This is a genomic window from Syntrophobacter fumaroxidans MPOB, assembly GCF_000014965.1.
Classification (GTDB): domain Bacteria; phylum Desulfobacterota; class Syntrophobacteria; order Syntrophobacterales; family Syntrophobacteraceae; genus Syntrophobacter; species Syntrophobacter fumaroxidans.
The window spans coordinates 4,865,960-4,888,616 of the sequence record NC_008554.1; the positions used below are offsets into that span (position 1 = coordinate 4,865,960).

Here is a 22,657-nt window from a genome sequence, read left to right on the forward strand (position 1 = left end):
GAGGGAGATATGTTGAGAGACAGTATCAGGGGAATAGTGCAGAATTTGTTGTGGATAATCCTTCTTGTGGGCACAACTGGATTCCATCCGCTTGTATCGCACGTTTCCGCCGCCGAGCTGTGCCAGTATCCCGACACGTGCAGCGGCATCACGTGGCCGGAGGACGGCGACTGGAAAGTAATGGGCACGGAAACCGAGCCCAACAACGATGCGGCGATCGGGGAGCAGATCCAGCTCGTCGGCGACGGCACGTGTCCCAACCTCTACTTTGTCAAGAAGAACAGCGGATCTCAGCCCTTCCTGTTTTTCCGCGTGAGGATGAACTACAGCGGCACCGTCGGCTCCGGGACATACGACGACACCGTTTGGGTGCATCTGCGAACCCCCGGCACGGATCCTCTCCCCCAGTACTCCCTGGCGTGGGATTCAGAGAGTGGTGACTACACCACCCACGGGCTCGAATTCCAGGTGCCGGCAGCGGGGCAGACGGCGGCCGCGGGTTGGGACAGTTATACGAGCGATGACTACGACTGCAAAGAAACCGGTGTCAACCCGAATTGCATCGTCAAAAAGTACCTGTGGGATATCGACGGAACGTCTGCGGGCACCTACACGGCGAGAAGCGAGGGTTTCGTCCGCACCGTGGACGGGATTGCCTGCGGAGGCGGTACGTACACGTTTGTCGACATGGCGGTGAGCTGCGCCTATTTCCAGCGTGTGGGTGCCTATCAAGATTCTACCGTCCCCGACCTCTGCGCCAGCACGCTGTATATGATGCCGGCCACGCGGGAAGGCGCCAACGATCACAACCCCATTCAGCTTTTTACAAGCGGGGACATCGGCCGAGGGGTGAGCCTGACGGACCCGATCACGACTCCCATGTGGGGAAGCCCGACACAGGCCGTGGTTTCAGATTTCACCGCACACCTCCGGAACGGCCGGGTGGTTGTTATATGGGAGACGGCATCCGAGGTCCAGACCGCCGGATTCAATCTCTACCGCGTGGAGCCGCGCACCGGGGCTCGAACCCGGGTCAATGACGGCCTTATTCCCGCGCTGCTCGGGGAACCTCAGGGAGGGAGATACTACGCCGCGGACCTGGATGCATCCCCGGGGAAGACACTCTCCTACGTGCTGGAGGAAATCGAATTCGGCGGGTCCCGCAGGATCTACGGTCCGTTTTCCGTCAAACCGGTCGTCGACGGGCCCGGCGCGGAATCGGACGGCATGCTGCCCGATGGACAGAGCTATGCACGGCAAGGCAAGGTCCCGCCCACACGGGTCAAACGGGATGGAATTCCCGGTTTCAATGCCGGCGCGGATTTGAACCTTGCAGTTCCGGCCGGCAACACGCCCCGCTCCCTTAAGATCGGCGTCCGCGACCCCGGTCTCTACCGCCTGGATGCAACGGAGATTGCCGCCGCTCTGGGACTTCCCGTGAACACCGTTCGAGGCTGCATCCGCGCTCGGCAAGTGATGCTTTCGAACAGGGGGCGCCGCGTCGCGACCATGGCCGGGGCGGACGGCGAATCGCTTTACTTCTACGGGGAAGGCATCCGGAGCATTTACACCGACGTCAACGTCTATTTTCTGAAGGTGGGGGCCGGGCTTCCGATGCGTTCGCTGCCGGCGCGGAGAATCGCATCGATCCCGCCCCGCACCGTTTTCACCGACCGGCTGCATGCGGAGCAGGACGTTCGGCTGTTCACGTCGCTGTTCCACGACCCGGAGAGCGACTTCTGGCTCTGGGAATACCTGGTGGCGGGAGACCCGTCGCTCCAGGCCGCTTCATTCGCCGTGAAAGCCGACGGCGCGGCGGGGGGAGGAACGCTCACGGTCAACCTGCGGGGCATCACCGAAACCGGCGTGCACAACGAGCACCACGCGATCGTGAAGTTGAACGGAACGATCCTCGGGGAAGATTCCTGGACCGGAAGCGTTCCGCACAGCGTGACGTTGGGTGTGCCCTCGGAAGTCCTTCGGGACGGGGACAATTCGGTCGAGCTGATCGCCGTTCGCGACTCCGATGTGCCGTACAGCCTTTTTGCGCTCGACTCCCTGGACCTTTCCTACGAAAGGCGATGCAGGGCCGTGTCCGACCGGCTGCTGATTCGAAGCGACGCGGCGGGGCCCATCCTGGTCGAAGGGTTCTCCAGCTCCCGGATCCTGGTCCTGGACCTTGCCGTTCCGCGATTCCCGCGTATCCTCACCCCTGCGGCCACCGGAGGGGGCGCGGGGAACGGTTGGGTGAAATTCACGTCCGAGGCCGCGGGCCGGCCCTATTTGACGGTCTGTCTTTCCGCTGCCGGAAAGCCCGCGTACCTTGGGCTTCGAACGTCGGCGGGTCTGAAGCGCAAAGCCGGGAAGGGGAGAGAATACATCGTCATCACTTCACCGGAACTCAGCGGGGCTGCCTCGTCCCTGGCCGACTACCGGCGCCGCTCCAAAGGGTTGACGACGCTGGTCGTCACCACCGAGCAGATTTACGACGCGTTTTCGTGGGGCATCGTCACCCCGTATGCGATTCGGGATTTCCTGGCGCAGGCGTCTTCCTGGAATCCCGCTCCGAAGTTCGTGGTGTTCGCCGGTGAGGGCAGCTTCGACTACAAGAATGTCAAGGGCTATCGCGATGCGCTGGTCCCGCCGCTCATGGCGGATACGCCCAACGGCCTGGCACCGTCGGATGCTCGGCTGGCAGATTTCGCCGGCGAGGACGGGCTCGCCGATGTGGCGCTCGGCCGTATCCCGGCAACCGACGCAAGCCAGCTCACAGCCTACGTGGCCAAGCTGGAACAGTACGAAGCGAGCCTTGGGGAACCATGGCGCGGCAGGGCCCTGCTGGTGGCCGACGACCCGGACGGCGGGGGCGACTTCCCGAGCGACAGCGACAGGATCGCTTCCCTCATGCCGAGTTGGCTCACCCGGGATAAGGTCTACCTCTCGACCATGTCCCCTTCGGCCGCGCGCTCCAAGCTTCTCGAAGCATTGAGTTCGGGAGTGCTCGCGATCAATTATATCGGACATTCCGCGGTGGACAGCCTTGCCCGGGAACGAATCCTCACCGCCTCGGACGTCCCCTCCATGACGAACGCTCCCCGATTGCCCGTGCTGTTCGGCATGACCTGCGTCGTCGGGCAGTTCGGCATCCCCGGTTACGACAGCCTTGCCGAGGCGCTGATCAAGCATCCGGCCGGAGGCGCCGTTGCGGTCTGGGCGCCGACGGGGATGGTGCAGAACCAGGAGTCGCTGGCGATTGACGAAGGTCTCTGGTGTGGCTTGGGCGGCATCGGCGGGGCCGCGCTGGGAGAGGTCATCGCCGAGGCCGGGCGCAATTACGCAAACGGCGGGGGACATCGGTACATCCTCGAGACATTCGAACTGCTGGGAGATCCTGCCCTGGAGGTGAGGCCGTGACGGAAGGAAAAATGCGTCGCCTGGACAACATCGTTCGACGTGACATTCACGGCGAAGTTCTGCTGGTCCCCATCCGCGGCAGGTCGGCCGAGATGCAGAGGCTGTTCGTTTTGAACGAGGTGGGCGATTTCATCTGGCGCCGGCTGGACGGCACGCATTCGCGCGACGATATTCTGCGCTTGCTCCAGGACCGTTATATCGTTCGGGCCCAGGATGCCGCCTCGGACCTGGAAGAATTCCTGGGGCTGCTGAGCGCGGCCAACCTGGTCGAAGAGGTGCCATGACAGTCGTGGACTGCCGTTCATCTCCCATTCCCGACGGTGCCGAACACCTGCGCAAACTTGCGCGCATTGCCGTCGAACATCGGATTCCGCTGTTCGGAGCCTTCGATCTCACCTATCGATGCAATCTGAATTGCATTCACTGTTATCTTGGGCCGCACGATGGAGACCACGAAACGCTCGGGCCGGAAGCGGGCGCCGCCCGGATTCGCGACTTGTTGCGGCAGGCGGCGGAAGCAGGGTGCCTGTACGTTCTCCTGTCGGGGGGCGAACCGCTGCTCAGACCCGATTTCGAGTCGATCTACCGATACGCCCGGTCTCTGGGGCTGATCGTCACCGTGTTCACCAACGCCTGCCTGATCGACGCACGGCATATTGAAATCTTCAGGGAGGTTCCCCCGTACCTGGTCGAGGTCAGCGTCTACGGGGCGACGCGCGGGACCTTCGAGAAAATCACCCGGGTGCCGGGATCCTTTGAACGGTGTCTGAGAGGCATCGGCAGACTGGTGGACGGCGGAATCCGGACGGGTCTCAAGACGATGATCATGCGGAGCAACGTGCAGGAGATCCCCGCCGTGGAAGCGCTGGCGAAGCACTTCGGCACCGGGTTCCGGTTGGACCCGGTGGTTTGCCCTCGTTTGGACGGCACTCCCGCCCCTCTTGTCGAGCGGGTCGACCCGCGGCGTGCGGTGGAACTGGAACTGGCCGAAAAGGAGAGGATTTCGAGCTACAGAAAATACCTCGAACGCGCCGCGGCGTTGTCGCCTCCGTCGGCATTGTATGAATGCGGTGCGGGTCGTGCTGCGTTTCACATCGATCCCGGGGGGGTGCTTCGCCCCTGTCTGATGGTTCGCTCGCTTGCGTTCGATGCCCTTGCGGAAGGCTTCAGGGCGGCGCACGCAAGGGCCGGGGCGGCGATCTCCGGGCTGAGAGCGGTCAGAGGACAACCGTGCTTTGAATGCGCGAAACGTCCGGTGTGCGGATACTGCCCGGGTTTGTTCGAGTTGGAAAACGCCTCGGCGAGCATACCGTCGGGATTTCTGTGCCAGTTGGGAACTCACCGGTTGCAGGTCCTGCAAGGCGATTCGAGCGCGTAGGAGGAGAGGATGAAAGACGATTTGATCGGCCGGACTCCCGGGCAGCCGTTTCCAGCGGATGCCCGGGACGCTCCGGCAAGGAAGGCTTATGAGAAACCGACCGTCTCCTTCATCGATCTGACCGTCGGGGAAGTTCTCGCCACGGGCTGCAAGACCGTGAGCGGAGGGTATGCGGCGACCACTTCGCCTTGCAGCGCAGGCAGTTGTTCCGGTGTCGGTTCATAGCCGGCGGGCCGACTCGGTTCCCACACCAACCCCGGCAAGAGTTGGTGAGGTTCGGAAAGTGATCGGCGGCCTCGAGGTGCGGGTTACGGCCGTCGGCTGCCGCATCGCGATCCCCGACGACCCCGCGTATCGGCCGTTTATCGATTTCGAGGGGCTCCGGACCGGTCCGCGCGGCGATATTTCGATACACGTCTTTGCCGATTCGACCCCAAGTGTCGAGGGACTGCCAGAGGTATTCGACAACGACGAGACGTGGAAGATGTATCGAGCGGACGGGGGCTACGTTCTTTCCTTCAGCGGGAATGGACTTCCGCCTCGGGAGCACATCCTCGTCCGGGCCGATTCCGGCACGCGCACGGTGAGCGTCCACTGCCTCGACGTCATGCCTGGAGCGCCGGAGGAACCGCCTCTTGTGTTCGATCCCGTCCGTTATCCGCTCGACCAGATCCTGCTCATGAACCACATGGCTTGCCGCGGCGGCATCATTGTTCATTCGGCGGGGTTTTCCCTGGACAGCGCGGGGTTGGTGTTTGCGGGAATGTCGGGGGCCGGGAAGAGCACCATGGCCCGAATCATTGCCGCCAATGCTCCGGAAGCGAAACCACTGAGCGACGACCGGATCGTGCTCCGCATGATGGAAGGTCGGTGGCGTGCTTACGGCACACCCTGGCCGGGCGAGGCGGGGGCGGCCGCGAGAGGCTGGGCGGAGCTTCGGGCGCTGTTTTTCCTGGCCAGGGATTCGGCCCATCGCGTGGAACCGTTGTCCCCCGCGCAGGCGCTCAAACGGCTTTTTCCCGTGGTTTCCTGCCCGTGGTACGATAGGGATCGGCTGCCGGGAGTACTGGACACCTGCGAGCGCTTGGTCGCGCAAATTCCCTGCTTCGAGTTGCGTTTCGCACCGACACCCGGTGTCGTCACCTTGCTGCGCGACTTCGTTCTCCTCCGGCAGGTGGGCTGACTCCCGCCGGATCGCGAGACTTCCCGACCCGCTTCTCGCCGGCTTTTCCCGGCCGGCGAAAGGTCGGCACGCCGCCGTTCGATCCCACGCGTCATTCCGGACCCCCACGAGGTCGCTATGGACCAGGAAAGCCGTCGGCACCCCCACCATGCCCGCGACCGGGGGCAGGGGATGCGTCTGCCTCGCCCGGTCGTCTTCGCACTCCAACCGTCGTCTGCGGACTTGCCAAAGAGTCACCATAGGTTATAAAAATGCCTGGCGGCCCGGAACGCCGTGCGCGGAGTCCGCGTAAAGAGGGGCGGGCCGGCGGGGATGACCGGCAAATATCTGTTTCAAACGGACGCCCGGAGTGTTATGGTTCGGCGGCAGCCTGATCGATTCCATTTTGCCCGTAACTGCGGGGAGTTATCGTGCACGAACTGTCCATCGCGCAGAGTCTTTTCGATATTGTCATGGAAGAAAGCCTGAAGCACGGCGTCACAAACGTGCGAGCGATCAAGCTGGAGGTCGGCGCCATGGCCGCCGTCGTCCCGGAGGCCCTGACGTTTTGTTTCGAGCTGGTGAGCAGGGACAGCATTGCCGAAGGGGCGCGGATCGAGATCGTGACCCTGCCGGTCGTTGCGCGGTGCGGCGAATGCGGCCTTGAATTCGAGGTCCGGGATCAAATTTTCAGGTGTCCTCGGTGCGACGTCCCTGTGTCCGACCTGGTGAGCGGAAGAGAACTCTCGATCGTCAACATTGAAGGGGAAACAGGAGAAGAGGATGGCTCAGATTAACGTTCCCGTGGTTCGCAATATCCTTCAGGCCAACGAACGGCTGGCGGCGGAAAATCGGAGACGGTTCGACGAGGCGGGCATATATGTGATCAACCTCATGAGCTCACCCGGTGCCGGCAAGACGTCCCTCCTGGAGCGGACCATCGAAGGGCTCGCCGGCCGGGTGAAAATGGCCGTGATCGAAGGTGACGTGCAGTCCTCGTTCGATGCCGAGCGGATTCAGCGCAAGGGAGTGCAGGCCGTGCAGATCAACACCGACGGCGGGTGCCACCTGGACGGCAACATGATCCAGATTGCGCTGGAAGCCATCGATCTGAAGGGTCTCGACCTGCTCATCATCGAAAACGTCGGGAACCTGGTCTGCCCCGCTGAATTCAATCTCGGAGAACACGACAAGGTCATGATCCTGAGCGTTGCCGAAGGGGACGACAAGCCCTTGAAATACCCGCTCATGTTTCAGCTTTCCTCGGTGCTCCTGGTCAACAAGATCGATCTTCTCCCGTACATCGACTGCGATCCCGCCAAGATTCGGGAACAGGCCCTCCAGTTGAACGGCGCTCAGCGGATTTTCGAAGTTTCGTGCCGCACGGGCGAAGGCTTGCAGCCGTGGTTCGCATGGCTTCAGGACAAGATCCGCGAACGCAAAGCCCGGCGTTCGGGCTGACCGGTCGTGAAGAACTCCCTGCAAGCGAATATCGGCCCGCGGGGCGTGGAGGCTCCGGTGGATGAGGCGGAGTCCGGGGAAGGCCGCCGCCGGGTGCTCGTGCGGATACGCGGCATCGTCCAGGGCGTCGGGTTTCGTCCGTTCATTTATCAGCTGGCCACGATGCACCGGTTGGGTGGCTGGGTGTGCAACCAGTCGGACGGCGTGGAAATCGAGGCGGCGGGACGATCCGGTGACGTCGAGGCATTCCTGGACGACGTGCCGAGGAAGGCGCCGCCCCTTGCCCGAATTGTCGAAATGGATGTTTCCGAGCGCTCCTATGCCCCCATGGAGCCTTTCCGGATCGTGAAGAGCCGGTCGCTCGACGTTCGCGCCACCTTGATCGCGCCCGACGTGTGCACTTGCGGCGACTGCCTGCGCGAGCTGCTCGATCCGGGAGACCGCCGTTTCCGTTACCCCTTCATCAACTGTACCAATTGCGGACCGCGCTACACGATCATCAAGGACATCCCCTACGACCGCGACAAGACCACCATGGCCCGGTTTCCCATGTGCCCCGCCTGCGCGAAGGAGTACGAGGATCCGACGGACCGGCGATTTCACGCCCAGCCCAATGCCTGCCCGGAATGCGGACCTCAGGTGTGGCTCGAGACGACCGCAGGCGAGCGGCTCGGAGAACGCGAAGCCGCCGTCGCCGAGGCGATCCGCCGCCTCGGGGAGGGGGCCATTCTTGCAGTGAAAGGCCTGGGCGGGTTCCACCTCGCCGTGGACGCAGGGAACGAGGCGGCCGTGAGTCGTCTCAGGGGGCGCAAGATCCGGGAGGACAAACCCTTCGCGGTCATGTTTCCGGATTTGGAGACCGTGGAATCCACCTGTCGCCTGAGCGATCGCGAGGCGGGACTGCTCGGGAGCCCGCAGCGGCCCATTGTGCTCCTGGAGCGACGCCGGGATGCGGGGCGGGGAGACATCGCCGACAGCGTCGCTCCGCACAACCGCTGCCTGGGGGCTTTCCTGCCGTACACCCCGCTGCACTTCCTGCTCTTTGACGGGGCTCCCTACCGGGCCCTGGTCATGACCAGCGGCAACCAGAGCGACGAGCCCATCGTGATGACCAACGAAGATGCGCGCGAACGGCTCAGGGGCATCGCCGACCTGTTGCTGCTCCATGATCGGGACATCTACATGCGCTGCGACGATTCGGTCACCCGGGTGCTCGACGGGGCGCCGCGGCCCATGAGAAGGGCTCGAGGCTACGTGCCCGTGCCCGTCTTCCTGCGCGACCCCGTGCCCTGCGTACTGGGCGTGGGAGCCGAGCTCAAGAACACCGTGTGTCTCACCCGCGGACGGGAAGCATTTCTGAGCCAGCACATCGGCGATCTGGAAAACCTCGAGACTCTGCGATCCTTCGAACACACCATCGCGCACCTGAAACGCATCCTCGAAGTCGAACCCGAATGCATCGTCCACGACCTGCACCCCGATTATCTCAATACCCAGTGGGCACTGAGACAGACCGGCGTGCGTCTCCTGGCCGTTCAGCATCACCATGCCCATATCGCCTCCGTGATGGCCGAACGGCGCCTGGACGGCCCGGCGATCGGGCTGGCGCTGGACGGGACGGGCTTCGGCACCGACGGCACGGTCTGGGGCGGCGAGATCCTGCGCGTGGAAGGCACGGGTTTCGAACGACCGGCCCATTTCCACCGGGTGCCCATGCCCGGCGGGAGCAAGGCCATCAAGGAGCCCTGGCGGATGGCGTTGAGCTACCTGCGCTGTCTCGATCCTCATCCGGAAGAGGCTTTCCGGGATTTCACCAACCGATGGCCTGCCCGGAGCGTTAGTGTGCTGCTGCAGATGCTCGAGCGCGGGGTCAATTCTCCCCTGACGTCCTCCTGCGGACGCCTCTTCGATGCCGTGTCGGCGTTGGTCGGAGTCCGCGATGCGGTGAACTATGAAGGTCAGGCCGCAATCGAGTTCGAACAGTGCATGGAGCCCGATTCGGGAGCCTACGAAGGCGAATTGAGGCGCGAAGGGGAAGACTGGATCATCGATCCTCTGCCCATGGTCCTCCGGGTGATTGCGGATGTGCGGGCCCGCGTCCCGCGCGGCAAAATCTCGGCCCGCTTCCACAACGGCCTGGTGGAGCTTCTCGCCGATGCCGCGGCGAAAGTCTGCGCGGGAACGGGGCTTCAGCGCGTGGTGTTGAGCGGGGGCGTTTTCCAGAACATATACCTCCTGGAACACCTCGAGAAGAAACTGGGGCGGTTGGGACTGGAAGTGTACGGTCACGTGGAGGTGCCGGCCAACGACGCGTGCATCGCCCTCGGGCAGGCCCATATCGGAGCGCAACGGCTGATGTGTGGGCGCTGAAGACGTAGCGCCGTGGCGTGAGACAAAGTGTTCTTTGTTTCGATCACGCAACGCCGCGAGAGGGTGAGAGCCGGTTTTTTGCCGGTGATAAAAGGCGTCGGGAGGGAGCTCAAGCCTTGTATTTTTCTCACGCAACGCCGCAACGGCGCAACGAAAGCGTTGCCGTTGGGTGAAAACGCCGGATGGCGGCTGTGCTCCAAACACTGTCGCTCTCGGGACCCGGCCTGCCCGATGGAGGTTCGGTCGGTTTCCTGATAGTCCGGCCATGGGATTTCAAGCCATTGCCAATGCCGGAAAAAGCGGGTTATCATTTTCTTCGTCGGCGGTCATGAGCCGCAAACCGGGAGCATTATGGAATGAAATACCTCGATGAATACAGAGACCCCGAACTGGCCAGGACCCTTATCGAATCCCTGCGCAGGAGGCGTTTCGATCGGGACGCCCGGCTGATGGAAATCTGCGGAACACACACCGTGGCCATATTTCGCTCGGGTTTGAGGCAATTGCTCCCGGCGCGCATCCAACTTATCAGCGGACCGGGCTGTCCGGTTTGCGTCACGGCCAACGAGGACATCGACCGGAGCGTCTGGCTGGCGCAGCAACCGGGGGTGACCATCACCACGTTCGGGGACCTGCTCCGGGTTCCCGGTTCCTCCTCGTCATTGCACGTGGAGCGCAGCAAGGGCGCGGATGTACGGATCGTTTACGGCAGCCTCGACGCAGTCCGGATTGCCCGGGAGCATCCGGATCGCCAGGTGGTGTTCGTCGGGATCGGTTTCGAGACGACGGCCCCGACGGTGGCCGCGGCCGTCCGAACGGCCGCGGCGCAGGGTTTGGAGAATTTTTCGGTCTTTTCGGCTCACAAGCTTCTGCCTCCTGCCATGAGAGCGCTCCTGGAAGCCGAAGATCTTAAGATCAACGGCTTCATCTGCCCCGGGCACGTCAGCACGGTGATCGGGGCCTGCGCCTACCAGGAAGTGGTGGACAACTATCGTATTCCCTGTGTGGTCACGGGTTTTGAGCCGCTCGACCTCCTCCAGGGGATCGGCATGCTGGTCGAACAGATCGAGAGCGGTAAGGCGGAGGTGGCGAACCAGTACCGGCGCGCGGTCAGCTGGGAGGGAAACGTTGCGGCGAGGCGCCTGATCGATGAAATATTCGAACCGGTGGACTGCACCTGGCGCGGTCTGGGAGTGATTCCGCGCAGCGGCCTCAGGATCCGTGAGCGGTGGCGGGAGTTCGATGCGGGCTCGCGTTTTTCAATGCCCGCGATCCAGGTCCGTGAACACGCCGGATGCCGTTGCGGCGAGGTGTTGCGGGGGGTGATGACGCCGCCGGAATGCGGCCTCTTTCGAAAGGTGTGCACTCCCCAGGACCCCAAGGGACCATGCATGGTTTCCAGCGAAGGAACGTGCGGGGCCTATTACCGGTTCTCTTGATGCGCTGCCGTCCCGGCGGCCCGCGGGAGGAAAGGGTCGGGCTTCGGACGAACGAGGGGAAAATAACGGCGGCGATCGGCGGTTGGATGGCGGAGTGCAGGACGTTCGGCCGGGGCCGGACAGTTGACGGGGGGCGGGTGACACATGCAGGCGAAAACGATCCAATTGGACCAGGGGAGCGGCGGGCGCGCCACACACGAACTAGTGGGAGAGCTTTTCATAAGGGCGTTCCGCAACGATTTCCTGCTCGAGCTGAACGACAGCGCGCTGGTCAACGTTGAAAACGGCAGAATCGCTCTCACGACGGATTCCTACGTTGTGGATCCCATAGTGTTTCCCGGCGGCAACATCGGCAGTCTCGCCGTTCACGGCACGGTCAACGACCTTTGCATGCGTGGAGCGAAGCCGCTTTATCTCACCGTGGGATTCATACTGGAGGAGGGGCTTTCCATCGAGACGCTGGAACAGGTGGTGGAGGCCATGTCGTGCGCCGCGCGCGAGGCCGGGGTCCTGATCGTCGCCGGAGACACCAAGGTGGTGCCCAGGGGTAAGGCGGACAAGGTGTTCATCAACACGTCCGGAATCGGGGTCGTGCCCGCCGGGATCCAGGTGGCCGGCCAGAACGCCCGGGCCGGAGACGCCGTTTTGATCAACGGCTCCATCGGAGACCACGGGATGGCCGTGCTCTGCAAAAGGGAGGGGCTCGCGTTTGAAAACGAAATCCGGAGCGATTCGGCGTCGTTGAATGGCCTCGTCTGGAAAATGCTCGATGCCTTCCCTGGAATTCACGTGCTGCGGGATCCGACTCGCGGCGGAGTGGCCACGACTCTGAATGAAATTGCCGCCCAGTCGGATGTGGGCGTCCGTCTTTTCGAGGAGGCTCTGCCGATTCGTGAAGACGTTGCCGGCGCCTGTGAAATCCTGGGCCTCGATCCCCTCTACGTGGCCAATGAAGGCAAAGTGCTGGCGATCGTGCCGCCCGAGGGGGCGGAAACGGCGCTTGCCGCAATGAGGGAGCATCCTCTGGGAAAGGATGCGCGGCGCATCGGGGAGGTGGTGGCCGACGATCCGGGAAGGGTGTTCATGCGTACCCGCATCGGCGGTCACCGGCTGGTTGACATGCTGCGCGGCGAGCAGCTTCCCAGGATATGTTAGTCGGTTTGCGTGCCGTCGCGAACAATGATCTGCAGTGCTGAGTCATGATGTTTACCAGGAAATCCCGGAAATTCGAGAAGAACGATGCCAGGTGCGCGGTATGCGGCGGCGACATGTCCGGCGTGGGAAGCGGCATCGAAGTGTGCCCCGACTGCGTCCGGAGGCGCTGGAAGGACTGCCGGCCAAGGCTCGAAGCCATCCATGCGGGTTCGAGGGAGGTGTTCAATCTGCCTCTTCGGGCGCCGGGAGACCCCGGCGGATTCGCTTGCGATCTGTGCTACCGGCGGTGCCGCATAGGCCGGGAGGATACCGGGTATTGTGGAATACGCAGCGGTTCGAGCGCAAGCATTCACAACGACGGCCGTACCCATGCCAGGCTCTCTTTCTACTATGATCCCCTGCCCACCAATTGCGTCGCCGACTGGGTTTGTCCCGGCGGAACCGGGGCCGGCTATCCCGAGTTCGCCAATGACCGTTGCACCGAGGTCGGGTACTACAATCTGGCGGTGTTCTTCGAAGCCTGCAACTTCAACTGCCTCTACTGCCAGAACTGGTCGTTCAAGAAAACCGCCGGAACGAGGCGGGCGTGGCATTCCGTGAATTCACTGACCGGGGCGGTGACCGACCGGACGAGCTGCATCTGCTTTTTCGGCGGCGATCCCACTCCCCAGCTCCCTTATGCCCTCCTGGTTTCTGAAGCGGCTCGCCGGGAGCGCCCCGGGGGTATCCTCAGGATTTGCTGGGAAACCAACGGAAGCATGGACCCGTCCTGGCTGGAACCGATGGCGCGGATATCGATGGAGACCGGCGGGTGCGTGAAGGTGGATCTCAAGGCCTGGAACCCCAGGATTCACAGGGCGCTGTGCGGGTGCGACAATCGACGGGTGCTGGAGAATTTCGCCCGGCTTGCCGAGTGGGTCCCGTTGAGACCCGATCCCCCGTTGCTCATCGCAAGCACGGTTATGGTCCCCGGCTACGTGGAAGAAGAAGAGGTCGCCGGCCTCGCATCGTTCATCGCCCGCCTCAATCCCGACATTCCCTACGCACTCCTGGCATTCGCTCCGCAGTTCTTTATGGAAGACTTTCCCTGCACCTCGCGCGCCCAGGCGGACGCGTGCATGGCTGCCGCCCGACGCGCGGGCCTCAGGCGTGTCAGGCTGGGGAACGTGCACTTCGTTCACTGACCGGTGAAAAGAATAATCTCCCGAACGGATTCAAGAGGTTCCCTCAGGAAAGAATAAGACGGGCTCGCCGGACCTCTCCCGTTCACGCGAGCTCGACGCGACGCTCCCTGGCGTTCCATGGGGCGAACCGGGGCAAGAGCAGGATGCCCGGCACGGCACCCAGCATGCTCACGGCGAAAAACATCGCCCACCCCAGGGACTGGACGATGAATCCGGTGGGGACCCCGGCAAGAACGCGGGTCAAAGCCATGAAACTAGTGAGGAGCGCATACTGGGTCGCGGTGAACCGCTTGTCGCACAGGCTCATCATGAAGGCCACGAAAGCCGCCGTTCCCATCCCCCCGGTGAGGTTCTCGATCCCGATGGCGGCAACCATGAGCGGATAGTTCTTTCCCACCAGGGCGAGGGCTGAGAAGGAAAGGTGGGGAATGGCCTGGAGAAAGGCGAAAATCCACAGGGACCGGTTGATGCCGATCTTGGCGATGATACTGCCCCCGACCAGGGTGCCCAGGATGGTGCTGATCAGGCCGAAGAATTTGTTGACCGTCCCGACGTCGGTTCTGCTGAAGCCGATGTCCAGCAGGAACGGCGTCGTCAGGGCTCCCGCCATGGCATCCCCGAGCTTGTACAGCATGATGAAGCAAAGCATTTCGACGGCGCCGGAACGCCTGAAATAGGACACCAGGGGACCCCACACGGCTTCCTTGAGACTCCGGGGCGGTACGACCGCCTCGGCCGGCTCCGGAGCCACGACGGTGAATGTCGTGCTCAGGAGCATAAGAGCCGCCATCAGGGCGTAGACCGTGTGCCACGGGATAAAATCGGAAATGATCAGGGCCAGGGCGCCCGAAATGAGCAACGCGATACGGTATCCGACCACCGTCGTGGCGGCGCCGGCTCCCAGTTCCTTTTCGCGCAGGACGTCCGCCCGGTATGCATCGATGACGATGTCCTGGCTGGCGCTGAAGAAAGCGATGCCCAACGCCAGAAACGCGGTGAGCCACGGGGCGGCGGATGGGGAAGACAGGCCGATGGCGAGTATTCCAAGAGCCAGCAGAACCTGGGTGATCACGATCCAGCCCCTGCGCCGGCCCATCAGCGGTGGCGTGAATCGGTCCATCAGAGGCGCCCACAACACCTTGACGGTATAGGGCAGGCCCACCAGCGAAAAGATCCCGATGACGCGGAGGTCCACCTTCTCCGTGGCCATCCAGGCCTGCAGGGTCGATGCGGTCAGGGCCAGCGGCAGTCCGGAAGAAAACCCCAGGCCCAGAAGGCTCAGCACCCGCCGGTTCCCGTAGACCTTGACCCAGTCCTTCATTCCTCATTCCTCGCCGGAGCTGTTTCTCCGCATTGCGATCGTGCTTCCCGTCCCCGCTCGAGACGAAGTCCCAACGGCACCGCGGGCCGACGCGATCGAAGATGCCCGCTCTTTCCATCGCCCCGGCTCCCGGCGGTATTCATCCGTGACCGGCGTGTCGAGATCTTTCGGTTCGGGGCGCCGGGTATCGCACTCTATCGGATATTCATTGGCGTGACAAACAAAAAGGGTTAAAGGATGTGCGGGGGCGAAGGGGCGGCTTGGCCGGAAGCAATGGCTTTGCAGGGGGAAGGCTGCCGGACGTCGGCGCCCGGGCGCTCTCTCGAAGCCGCCGGAACGGCTGAGCGATCAGGGAAACGAGGAATGCGGAAGGTCATGAAGAGTTGCGGAATCATCTCCACTTTGCAGGCATTGAGTCGGGACCCGGGGGCCGACGGCGCGGCCCTCTCCGAGGTGGTTCGGCGGTATCCCTTTCGCACCAACGAATACTACCAGGGCCTCATTCGGCAAACGGGCGATCCGCTGTGGCGTCAGGTCATGCCCGACGCCATGGAACTGTCGGATGACGCCGGTCTGCAGGACCCTCTGGCCGAGGAGGCACTCTCACCCGTGCCGAACCTGGTTCACCGCTATCCGAATCGCGTGCTTTGGCTGGTTTCCCACGAATGCGCGCTTCACTGCCGGTTCTGCACCCGCAAGCGACGGTGGAGCTCGCCGCTCCCCATGACCGGGGAATTGCTGCGCGACGGCCTCAGGTACATCCGCGAGAACCCGCAGGTGAACGATGTGCTGCTCTCCGGCGGAGACCCGCTCCTCCTCGATCCATCCAGGCTGGAGACGATCCTTGGGGAGCTGCGGCACATACCGCACGTCGCCGTTCTGCGCATCGGCACCCGCGTTCCGTGCGCTCTGCCGGAGCGCGTCACGGGCGAGCTTGCGACTATGCTGGCGCGACATCACCCGCTGTTTCTGAACATCCACTTCAATCACCCTCGGGAAATCACGGAGGAGTCCCGCAGGGCCTGCGCCCTGCTTGCCGACGCCGGGATTCCTTTGGGCAGCCAGACCGTGCTCCTGCGTGACGTGAACGACGACGCGCACGTTTTGGGCGAATTGTTCCAGACCCTGCTCGGTCTGCGGGTGCGTCCCTACTATCTCATGCAAATGGACCTGACGCGGGGGACCGCCCATTTCAGGACCCCCTTGAGCCGCGGGTTGGAGATCGTCGCCCGCTTGCGCAACCGCATCTCGGGCATGGCCGTGCCGCAGTTGGTGGTCGACCTGCCGGGCGGACTCGGCAAAGTGCCTCTGGTGCCCAACCGCATCGAGCACATTGGCGAAGATCACGTGGTGTTCCGGAGTTACCAGGGAGCGCCCTGCAGGTATCCCGTCCGGGAAGAGGAAGCCCGGGAGATGAGGGAAGTGCTTGGGATGGTTCGCGTTTGAGCGCAGAGCCCGCACCCGTTCAACCCTGGAGGCAAAAGCGCCGCCTCTAGGCCCGGGTCAGCCTGCGATACCTGATCCGGTGAGGTTGGACGGCTGCGGCTCCCAGGCGTGCCTTGCGATCCGCTTCGTATTCGGAGTAGTTGCCGTCGAACCAGACGACCGAGCTGTCCCCTTCGAAGGCCAGGATGTGCGTCACGATCCGGTCGAGAAACCACCGGTCGTGGCTGATAATGACGGCACAGCCCGCAAAGTTCTCCAGGGCGTCCTCCAATGCCCGCATGGTATTTACGTCGAGGTCGTTGGTCGGTTCATCCAGGAGAATGACGTTGGCCCCCTCCTTGAGAATCCGGGCAAGGTGGACCCGGTTGCGCTCTCCGCCGGAAAGCAGCCCCACCTTTTTCTGCTGGTCCGTTCCGGAGAAACCGAAACGGGCCGTATAGGCGCGCGAATTCACCTGGCGGGTACCGAGCTCAATGGTGTCCCGGCCCTCGGAGATGACTTCCCAGATGTTCTTCTCGGGATCCAGAACGTCGCGGGTCTGTTCCACGTAGGCGAGCTTGACGGTTTCGCCGAGCCGGATGGTGCCGGAATCCGGCTGTTCGGCGCCGGTGATCATTCTGAACAAGGTCGTTTTGCCGGCTCCATTGGGGCCGATCACTCCGATGATGCCCCCCGGCGGCAGGGTGAAGCTCATGCCTTCGACGAGCAGTCTGTCCCCGTAAGCCTTACTGACGTCGGCGGCCTCGATGACCACGTCCCCCAGCCTCGGGCCGGGCGGGATGTAGATTTCGAGCTCGCGGGCCCGTTTTTCATTGTCCTGTTGCAAGAGCATTTCGTACGAGTTGATCCTGGCCCTGGACTTGGCGTGACGCCCCTTGGGCGACATGCGGATCCATTCCAGTTCCCGTTCCATGGTCTTGCGGCGCTCGCTCTCCGCCTTCTCCTCCTGCTGCAGGCGGACCCGTTTCTGTTCCAGCCAGGAAGAATAGTTTCCTTTCCAGGGGATGCCTTCGCCACGATCCAGTTCGAGGATCCAGCCCGCCACGTTGTCAAGGAAGTAACGGTCGTGAGTCACCGCGATGATGGTACCGGGATACTGCTGGAGGTGGTGTTCGAGCCAGGCCACGGTTTCCGCGTCGAGGTGATTCGTGGGCTCGTCGAGGAGCAGGATATCGGGTTTTTGGAGGAGCAGGCGGCAAAGCGCAACGCGCCGACGTTCGCCGCCCGAGAGGATCCGGACGAGGGTATCGCCGGGCGGGCAGCGGAGCGCGTCCATCGCCATATCCAGCCGGGAATCCATGTCCCATGCGTCCATGGCGTCGAGCTTTTCCTGCACTTCGGCCTGCCGCCGGATGAGCTGGTCCATCTCGTCATCCGACATGGGATTGGCGAATTGCTCGTTGATGCCGTTGTATTCATTCATCAGGTCGACGGCTTCCTGCACCCCTTCCTCGACGACTTCCTTCACGGTCTTCGAGGAATCGATGAGCGGCTCCTGTTCCAGGTAGCCGACACTGTAGCCGGGCGAGAGAACGGTTTTGCCGTTGAACTCCCTGTCGACCCCGGCGAGGATGCGCAGCAGGGAGGTCTTGCCCGAGCCGTTGAGGCCGAGGACGCCGATTTTCGCTCCATAGAAATACGAGAGATAAATGTCCTTGAGGATGGGTCGCTTGTCGTAGTACTTGCTCACTCCCACCATGGAGTAAATGACTTTGTTCGGTTCGTTGCTCATCGAGTATTCCGGTCTCCGAGAAGATTCGTCGTGAACACAACACCTTGGCTCAAAACAGCGGGAGAATCCAACTGTTTCGCAAGGTGTGGAATGGGCGGGCACGCTGGAGCGCCGCCCCATTCGCCCCGATCGTCACCCCGGCTCACGCCGGAGCGACGCTCTGGGCTGATGGAGGGTTTCCCGGGACGACGGCGCGGCCTCCATTGCCGGACGAACGGTCTGGCAAAGCTTGCCTGCATCCCGGAAGGCGCCTCGTGCGGATGCTATTTTGCACCTTTGGACGTTTTTTTGGCTTTCTTGGCTTCCCTCTTCTCCTTGAGAGTCTTGGTGGGCTGTTTCTTGGCGTCTTTCTTGGTGTCTTGAGCCTTTGTCATACGTGCCTCCTTCGCGCTCAGGTACGTTGTCGACTCTGCGGCGACCAGCTTCCGGCTTCGGGCGCAACCCCGTCCTCTCTACTCCATCGGTGCGCGGGACCCGCCGCAAAAGAAGAAATGGGGGATTGGCTCCAAGAAAACGGTTTTCGGACGATCGGCCCCGCAATGGGGGCGGGAACCGCAGGCCGCAGGACACGGCCCGGCGCGGGCGTCCCGCCCACGGCGGTGCCGACATGCCCGGGGACCGCTTTCGGATGGCCGTAAAGTCTTAGGTATCATATTTGCTTTGATTTGATCAAACCTGAATGCGGCAAAACGACAAAGTTCGGCGAGGCGCCCCCGGGAAATGGAACCGGTCGTCTTATGGAGTAAGCTTTCCGCACAATGACGCCGTGTGCCGTGTCGGAATGAACCGGGCGAGATTTGAAGCGCGGGCGGGGTATTCCGGACCGACGGAGCTCGCGGCTTCCCGCTCGCGTCGCCGCGCCGCCCGGCTGAAATTCCGTGCGCGCCCGGCGTCCCGACCCGGGACATGCGGTGGGGCGAAATCCTGGGGAGGCCCCCGGGTCTCCGACCGACTTTGAGGTCTGCACCTTTCGGGGAGGCGTTCCGGCGCTACGGAACGCCCCCCGGAATTCGCCGGTCTATGCCGCAAAGCCCGCGGCGGCGGGTCCTTCAATCCGCCGCTGCAACCTGCGGTACACATATGAACATGCCAGGGACGATACGGGAACGGTGATCAGCAAACCCAGTCCGAGAGGAATGGCGCCGATGATGTTGATCACGAGGAGCAGGAGCAACAGGAGCAGCAGGTCCATCTTGACGTCCCTGGTCATGTTCCAGCTGGCGCTCAGGGACTCGATAGGTCCCATGTTCTTGTCCACGATGGCGAAAGTATAGAACATGAGCTTGATGATGAAAATGACTCCCGGGACGATGAGCAGCATAAAACCGATACCCACGGCCAGGCTGCAGATGATCGTCGCGATAACGTAGCTCAAGACAAGAGGGGTGCAACTGAAAAGCTGTTCGAACCCCGCCTTCCGCCCGTCCGCAAAAGCCAGGCAGATGCTCACGTATCCCATGGTGACGATTCCCTGCACGACCATGGAAATGACCCAGAAAATCAGGATGAGCAGAATGGAATTTCCCGCGATAATGCCCTGGAAGATTCCCGGTATCATCTCTATGACGATGGTCGCAAGCGTCAACAGAACGAAGAACCCCATGTTTGCCTTGACGGTTTGCCACCCGAAACTGATCGCCTCCCCGATGACGAATTCGGACCCGCCCGCTCCCGCAGCGCTTCGCAGTTGCGGTGCCTGAGGCGTCAGAGGCCGCAGGGGCGGTGGAGCTCCGAAGCTCTCCCCGGGCTTCCGTTCGGAAGCCGTAAACGATCCGGCACCCGGTGCGGGTTCACTTGCCGATTCCGTGGTCAGCTTGTCGAACATCGCGCCGCAGGTTCGGCATTCGGTTCCTCCCACCTGCTTGAATCCGCACTTGGGACAGGTGACCTCCTGCTCACTCCCCCCCGGAGGTTCGATCTTGAACCGTATTCCACATGGTTTGCATTTGCCCATCGCGCCTTTCGGAGAAAGGAGCCGCTCATCCACGTTGTACTCTCTGTTGCACTGGGGGCATCGTACGATCATTTTCCATCCTCTGTCTCAGCCGGGCAGAGCTGAAGTCTGCGGCCCAAAAAGCCGCCGACTGAAGTTCCGCCAGTCGCCGGCTCACGCCTGAAGATTCCTTGGGCATGAAAACTCACCTGCGCGGGGACACGCCCAATCACCTGTCCCTACATCCACATCACTGCAAGGGAACCTTTCACGAGTTCCCAAACTGTTTCCGAGCAACTGATCGGTTACGGCACCCGGCAAACCATCCCGTTTAGGGAGCGCGTGTCGCCGGCAACAAGGTATGTACCTTATCATTAAATCGTATTCATGAAGTGTGCCCAACAGTATTTTTTCGCTATATTTTCTTCAAATTCGGGCGGCGGACGTCCGGTATCACCGGTTCGAATCGGAAAAGAGCCGCCCGGCGCGTGTTCTTGTTCGCGACCATCATACTTGATAAATCGTAACCGCATGAATAATCATGGATATTTCCGAAACTGAAGCATTGCCCGAACGACGGTTCCAAGAAGGGACGTTCCGGCGATCCCCGAAGCGTCATTTCGGTGTTTCCCGGCGGAAAAGCCGGTTGGAATGCGGCGTCCGCAGACTCCTCGGTCGAGCGCGCGAGCGCGAAGTGCGCAAAATTGACACCGGACGGTCAAAATTTGTCACCGCCGGAACCGCCGCGGTCCGTCGGATGCCGCACGGGAAGCAAAGGAAATCCGCGAGGGCGTGCGGTGACGCATTTCGTAATGTTCGCAGCCGGGATTGAACCGATCCGCCGTGTGACTATCTTACGGATTATGAAAAACATCAAGCAAAGACCGATGAAAGCTTCGGTGAGGTTCTCGCACCGTGCGAGCAGAAAGGATTGAAGGGATTTGCACTGCCAACCGGCCCATCTCGGGCGAATGTTCCTATTTCGGATCGGGAGCGGCATCCGGAACCAGGACCGGCAGAGTCGCTGAAACGCGCGCCTGGAGTGTGTCCGCATCCCGGCTGTCGGGGACGAAGATGAAGGCTTCATCCTCGCCGAGGCCCGTCAGTTCGAAGTCGCCTTCGGTCCGCCATTCCCGCTCGTGCTTCCACGCACAGGACGGCGGTTCGTGGCGCTGAAAACGATGGCGGTCTTCCAGCGCGAGTCTCTGATGGAATCGTGCCGCGACGTACACTGCCGGCTTGCCTCCCCGGTTCCTTACGGAGGTCTTGCGGACCGCGATCCCATAGGGTTCGAACGTCCAACGGATCAGCGCGCGGCTCCAGTGACGGATGGACATCAGCTCCCACGGCGTCCGGGCGGACCAGGAAACCACGGGATCCGTGCCGCGGACGAGGCGGGTGCTCCCCCTTATCCGGCCTTCGGCGAGAATCCGCGAGAGGGTGTCCAAAGCGCTGTGACCTGAACCCGGCTCCCGTTCCAGGAGGCTCCGGAGATAGTCCCCACGGGACTGGCCGGGCCAGGGACCGGGGCAGGAACGGGTGTAGTGATAGACGTATTCATCCCTGCGCAGGTCCCGGGAGAGGAGGCGACGGCGTTTCCCCGCGCGATTCGGCAAGCCGGTCGCGGCGACGGTTACGGGGGGCGCGACGGAAATGCGCTGCACCCGGTGAATGCATTCCCCTGCGAGCTGGAAATTGCCCGCGTTGGCGGCCTGCCAGGCGGGAGGCATGACGATCCACCGGGCACGCGGCTGCAAGAACTGCTGGTCGAGGAGGGTTTTCAGGAGGTTTCCGCCGGACCGGATTTCGATGATGACGTGGAGGTCGGAGAGCAGCGCCAATAGCCGATCGCGGCATGCCATGCGGCGGGCTTTCGGACCACAGCGACCGGAGAGCATGCACGCGACGCCGATTCCTTCATGAGAGCGACCGGCGAATGCCTCCATGCCTTTCCGGGAGGCTTCGACGCCGGCGGCGGCGACGAGCAGCAGGGGGACGCCGCGGCGTACCGCATACGCCGCCGCCAGGTCATAAGTCAGGGTCCCCAGGCTCGATGCGAGGCCGACACCTTTGGAGACGACCGCGGGCAGGAGTTCCCTGACGGCTTTGAGCCATGTGCTCTCGGGCGAGGGCAGCCTTTCCTTGCGCGAGTTGAAGAATGCCGCCCACCCGGACGCGGCGAAAAGGGAGCCGAAGCCGAACAGGACCGGGGGACATTCGGGGACCTTCCCCGGGGCGAAGCCGTCCGGAACCCACACGGCGCCCCAGAATCCCCGTTTCAGGTACCGGTCCGCAAGGCTGCGGGCGGAGTCGAACGCCTCCGCGCGAAGGCTCGAGGCGACGAAATGCTCCACGACCCAGTGTTTGAGGGCTGTATCGCCGCGGGCGGCGGTGCGCAGCCACTCGGCAAGGAATCCATGGACTGGCGGGTCGTTGGGAGGGGGCAGCCGGGCGCAAAGACAGTCGATGACGCAGACCGCGCGAAACTCGTCCGGATCGAGAAACCGGACAAGCCTGTCCAAGCTCGACGGTCCGGTGCGTAACCGCGGGGAGGGGGTGGCAATGGTTGTTCCGGTACCGTCAGGCATCTTCCGACCTCGCCGTCGGCGTTCCACATGCCCCGACCCGGCTGGCGTCCGTGAGAAGAGACGCGAACATCGAT

The 22,657-nt window shown here is 62.7% G+C and carries 16 protein-coding genes; 12 read left to right on the forward strand and 4 right to left on the reverse strand.

Annotation, left to right across the window (positions count from 1 at the left end):
- Nucleotides 1-9 precede the first annotated feature (9 nt).
- The 11 genes from SFUM_RS20645 (at nt 10) to SFUM_RS20695 (ending at nt 13,563) form a co-directional block, all read left to right on the forward strand.
- The gene (locus tag SFUM_RS20645) at nt 10-3,414 is read left to right on the forward strand and encodes a C25 family cysteine peptidase (protein WP_011700786.1); all 3,405 of its coding nucleotides are present in this window, start codon (nt 10-12) and stop codon (nt 3,412-3,414) included.
- Nucleotides 3,411-3,698 (forward strand): PqqD family protein, encoded by a 288-nt coding sequence (locus SFUM_RS20650; RefSeq protein WP_041441164.1) that lies wholly within the window; start codon nt 3,411-3,413, stop codon nt 3,696-3,698. The genes SFUM_RS20645 and SFUM_RS20650 overlap by 4 nt, the downstream gene beginning before the upstream one ends.
- Entirely contained in the window at nt 3,695-4,792 is a 1,098-nt protein-coding gene (locus SFUM_RS20655) for a radical SAM protein (RefSeq protein WP_041441166.1), read from the forward strand. The genes SFUM_RS20650 and SFUM_RS20655 overlap by 4 nt, the downstream gene beginning before the upstream one ends.
- Nucleotides 4,793-4,801: 9 nt before the next feature.
- Entirely contained in the window at nt 4,802-5,017 is a 216-nt protein-coding gene (locus SFUM_RS20660; RefSeq protein WP_041441168.1) for a hypothetical protein, read from the forward strand.
- A gap of 58 nt (nt 5,018-5,075) precedes the next feature.
- Nucleotides 5,076-5,975, forward strand: coding sequence for a hypothetical protein (locus SFUM_RS20665; RefSeq protein WP_041441170.1), 900 nt, complete (start codon nt 5,076-5,078; stop codon nt 5,973-5,975).
- 410 nt (nt 5,976-6,385) lie between these two features.
- Nucleotides 6,386-6,751 carry a hydrogenase maturation nickel metallochaperone HypA gene (gene hypA / locus SFUM_RS20670; RefSeq protein WP_011700790.1) on the forward strand — a complete coding sequence of 122 codons (366 nt, stop codon included), beginning with the start codon at nt 6,386-6,388 and terminating at the stop codon, nt 6,749-6,751.
- Nucleotides 6,738-7,415 (forward strand): hydrogenase nickel incorporation protein HypB, encoded by a 678-nt coding sequence (gene hypB / locus SFUM_RS20675; protein ID WP_011700791.1) that lies wholly within the window; start codon nt 6,738-6,740, stop codon nt 7,413-7,415. The genes hypA and hypB overlap by 14 nt, the downstream gene beginning before the upstream one ends.
- 57 nt (nt 7,416-7,472) lie before the next feature.
- Nucleotides 7,473-9,785: a carbamoyltransferase HypF gene (gene hypF, locus SFUM_RS20680; protein ID WP_011700792.1), complete on the forward strand. Its 2,313-nt coding sequence runs from the start codon at nt 7,473-7,475 to the stop codon at nt 9,783-9,785.
- Between the two features lie 356 nt (nt 9,786-10,141).
- Nucleotides 10,142-11,224: a hydrogenase formation protein HypD gene (hypD, locus tag SFUM_RS20685; RefSeq protein WP_011700793.1), complete on the forward strand. Its 1,083-nt coding sequence runs from the start codon at nt 10,142-10,144 to the stop codon at nt 11,222-11,224.
- A gap of 144 nt (nt 11,225-11,368) precedes the next feature.
- Nucleotides 11,369-12,379 (forward strand): hydrogenase expression/formation protein HypE, encoded by a 1,011-nt coding sequence (hypE, locus tag SFUM_RS20690; protein ID WP_011700794.1) that lies wholly within the window; start codon nt 11,369-11,371, stop codon nt 12,377-12,379.
- A 44-nt stretch (nt 12,380-12,423) separates the two neighbouring features.
- On the forward strand, nt 12,424-13,563 hold the full coding sequence (locus SFUM_RS20695; RefSeq protein WP_011700795.1) for a radical SAM protein: 1,140 nt from the start codon (nt 12,424-12,426) through the stop codon (nt 13,561-13,563).
- 82 nt (nt 13,564-13,645) lie between these two features.
- On the opposite strand, the gene SFUM_RS20700 is transcribed toward SFUM_RS20695, so the two are convergent.
- On the reverse strand, nt 13,646-14,884 hold the full coding sequence (locus tag SFUM_RS20700; protein ID WP_011700796.1) for an AmpG family muropeptide MFS transporter: 1,239 nt from the start codon (nt 14,882-14,884) through the stop codon (nt 13,646-13,648).
- Between the two features lie 363 nt (nt 14,885-15,247).
- Between SFUM_RS20700 and SFUM_RS20705 the strand changes: the two genes are divergently transcribed.
- Nucleotides 15,248-16,330 carry a KamA family radical SAM protein gene (locus SFUM_RS20705; protein ID WP_011700797.1) on the forward strand — a complete coding sequence of 361 codons (1,083 nt, stop codon included), beginning with the start codon at nt 15,248-15,250 and terminating at the stop codon, nt 16,328-16,330.
- 46 nt (nt 16,331-16,376) lie between these two features.
- On the opposite strand, the gene ettA is transcribed toward SFUM_RS20705, so the two are convergent.
- The 3 genes from ettA to SFUM_RS20725 all read right to left on the reverse strand — a co-directional run bounded on the left by ettA (nt 16,377) and on the right by SFUM_RS20725 (nt 22,517).
- Nucleotides 16,377-18,062 carry an energy-dependent translational throttle protein EttA gene (ettA, locus tag SFUM_RS20710; protein WP_011700798.1) on the reverse strand — a complete coding sequence of 562 codons (1,686 nt, stop codon included), beginning with the start codon at nt 18,060-18,062 and terminating at the stop codon, nt 16,377-16,379.
- 1,018 nt (nt 18,063-19,080) lie between these two features.
- Nucleotides 19,081-20,088, reverse strand: coding sequence for a zinc-ribbon domain-containing protein (locus SFUM_RS20715; RefSeq protein WP_011700799.1), 1,008 nt, complete (start codon nt 20,086-20,088; stop codon nt 19,081-19,083).
- An 884-nt stretch (nt 20,089-20,972) separates the two neighbouring features.
- Entirely contained in the window at nt 20,973-22,517 is a 1,545-nt protein-coding gene (locus SFUM_RS20725; protein WP_041441176.1) for a hypothetical protein, read from the reverse strand.
- Between the last annotated feature and the right edge of the window lie 140 nt (nt 22,518-22,657).

Coding starts and splice junctions, on each gene's coding strand:
- ettA (WP_011700798.1), bottom strand. CDS start 18,062: ATGAGCAACGAACCGAACAAAGTCATTTACTCCATGGTGGGAGTGAGC.
- SFUM_RS20645 (WP_011700786.1), top strand. CDS start 10: ATGTTGAGAGACAGTATCAGGGGAATAGTGCAGAATTTGTTGTGGATA.
- SFUM_RS20700 (WP_011700796.1), bottom strand. CDS start 14,884: ATGAAGGACTGGGTCAAGGTCTACGGGAACCGGCGGGTGCTGAGCCTT.
- SFUM_RS20715 (WP_011700799.1), bottom strand. CDS start 20,088: ATGATCGTACGATGCCCCCAGTGCAACAGAGAGTACAACGTGGATGAG.
- hypD (WP_011700793.1), top strand. CDS start 10,142: ATGAAATACCTCGATGAATACAGAGACCCCGAACTGGCCAGGACCCTT.
- hypB (WP_011700791.1), top strand. CDS start 6,738: ATGGCTCAGATTAACGTTCCCGTGGTTCGCAATATCCTTCAGGCCAAC.
- hypE (WP_011700794.1), top strand. CDS start 11,369: ATGCAGGCGAAAACGATCCAATTGGACCAGGGGAGCGGCGGGCGCGCC.
- SFUM_RS20705 (WP_011700797.1), top strand. CDS start 15,248: ATGCGGAAGGTCATGAAGAGTTGCGGAATCATCTCCACTTTGCAGGCA.
- SFUM_RS20655 (WP_041441166.1), top strand. CDS start 3,695: ATGACAGTCGTGGACTGCCGTTCATCTCCCATTCCCGACGGTGCCGAA.
- SFUM_RS20660 (WP_041441168.1), top strand. CDS start 4,802: ATGAAAGACGATTTGATCGGCCGGACTCCCGGGCAGCCGTTTCCAGCG.
- SFUM_RS20695 (WP_011700795.1), top strand. CDS start 12,424: ATGATGTTTACCAGGAAATCCCGGAAATTCGAGAAGAACGATGCCAGG.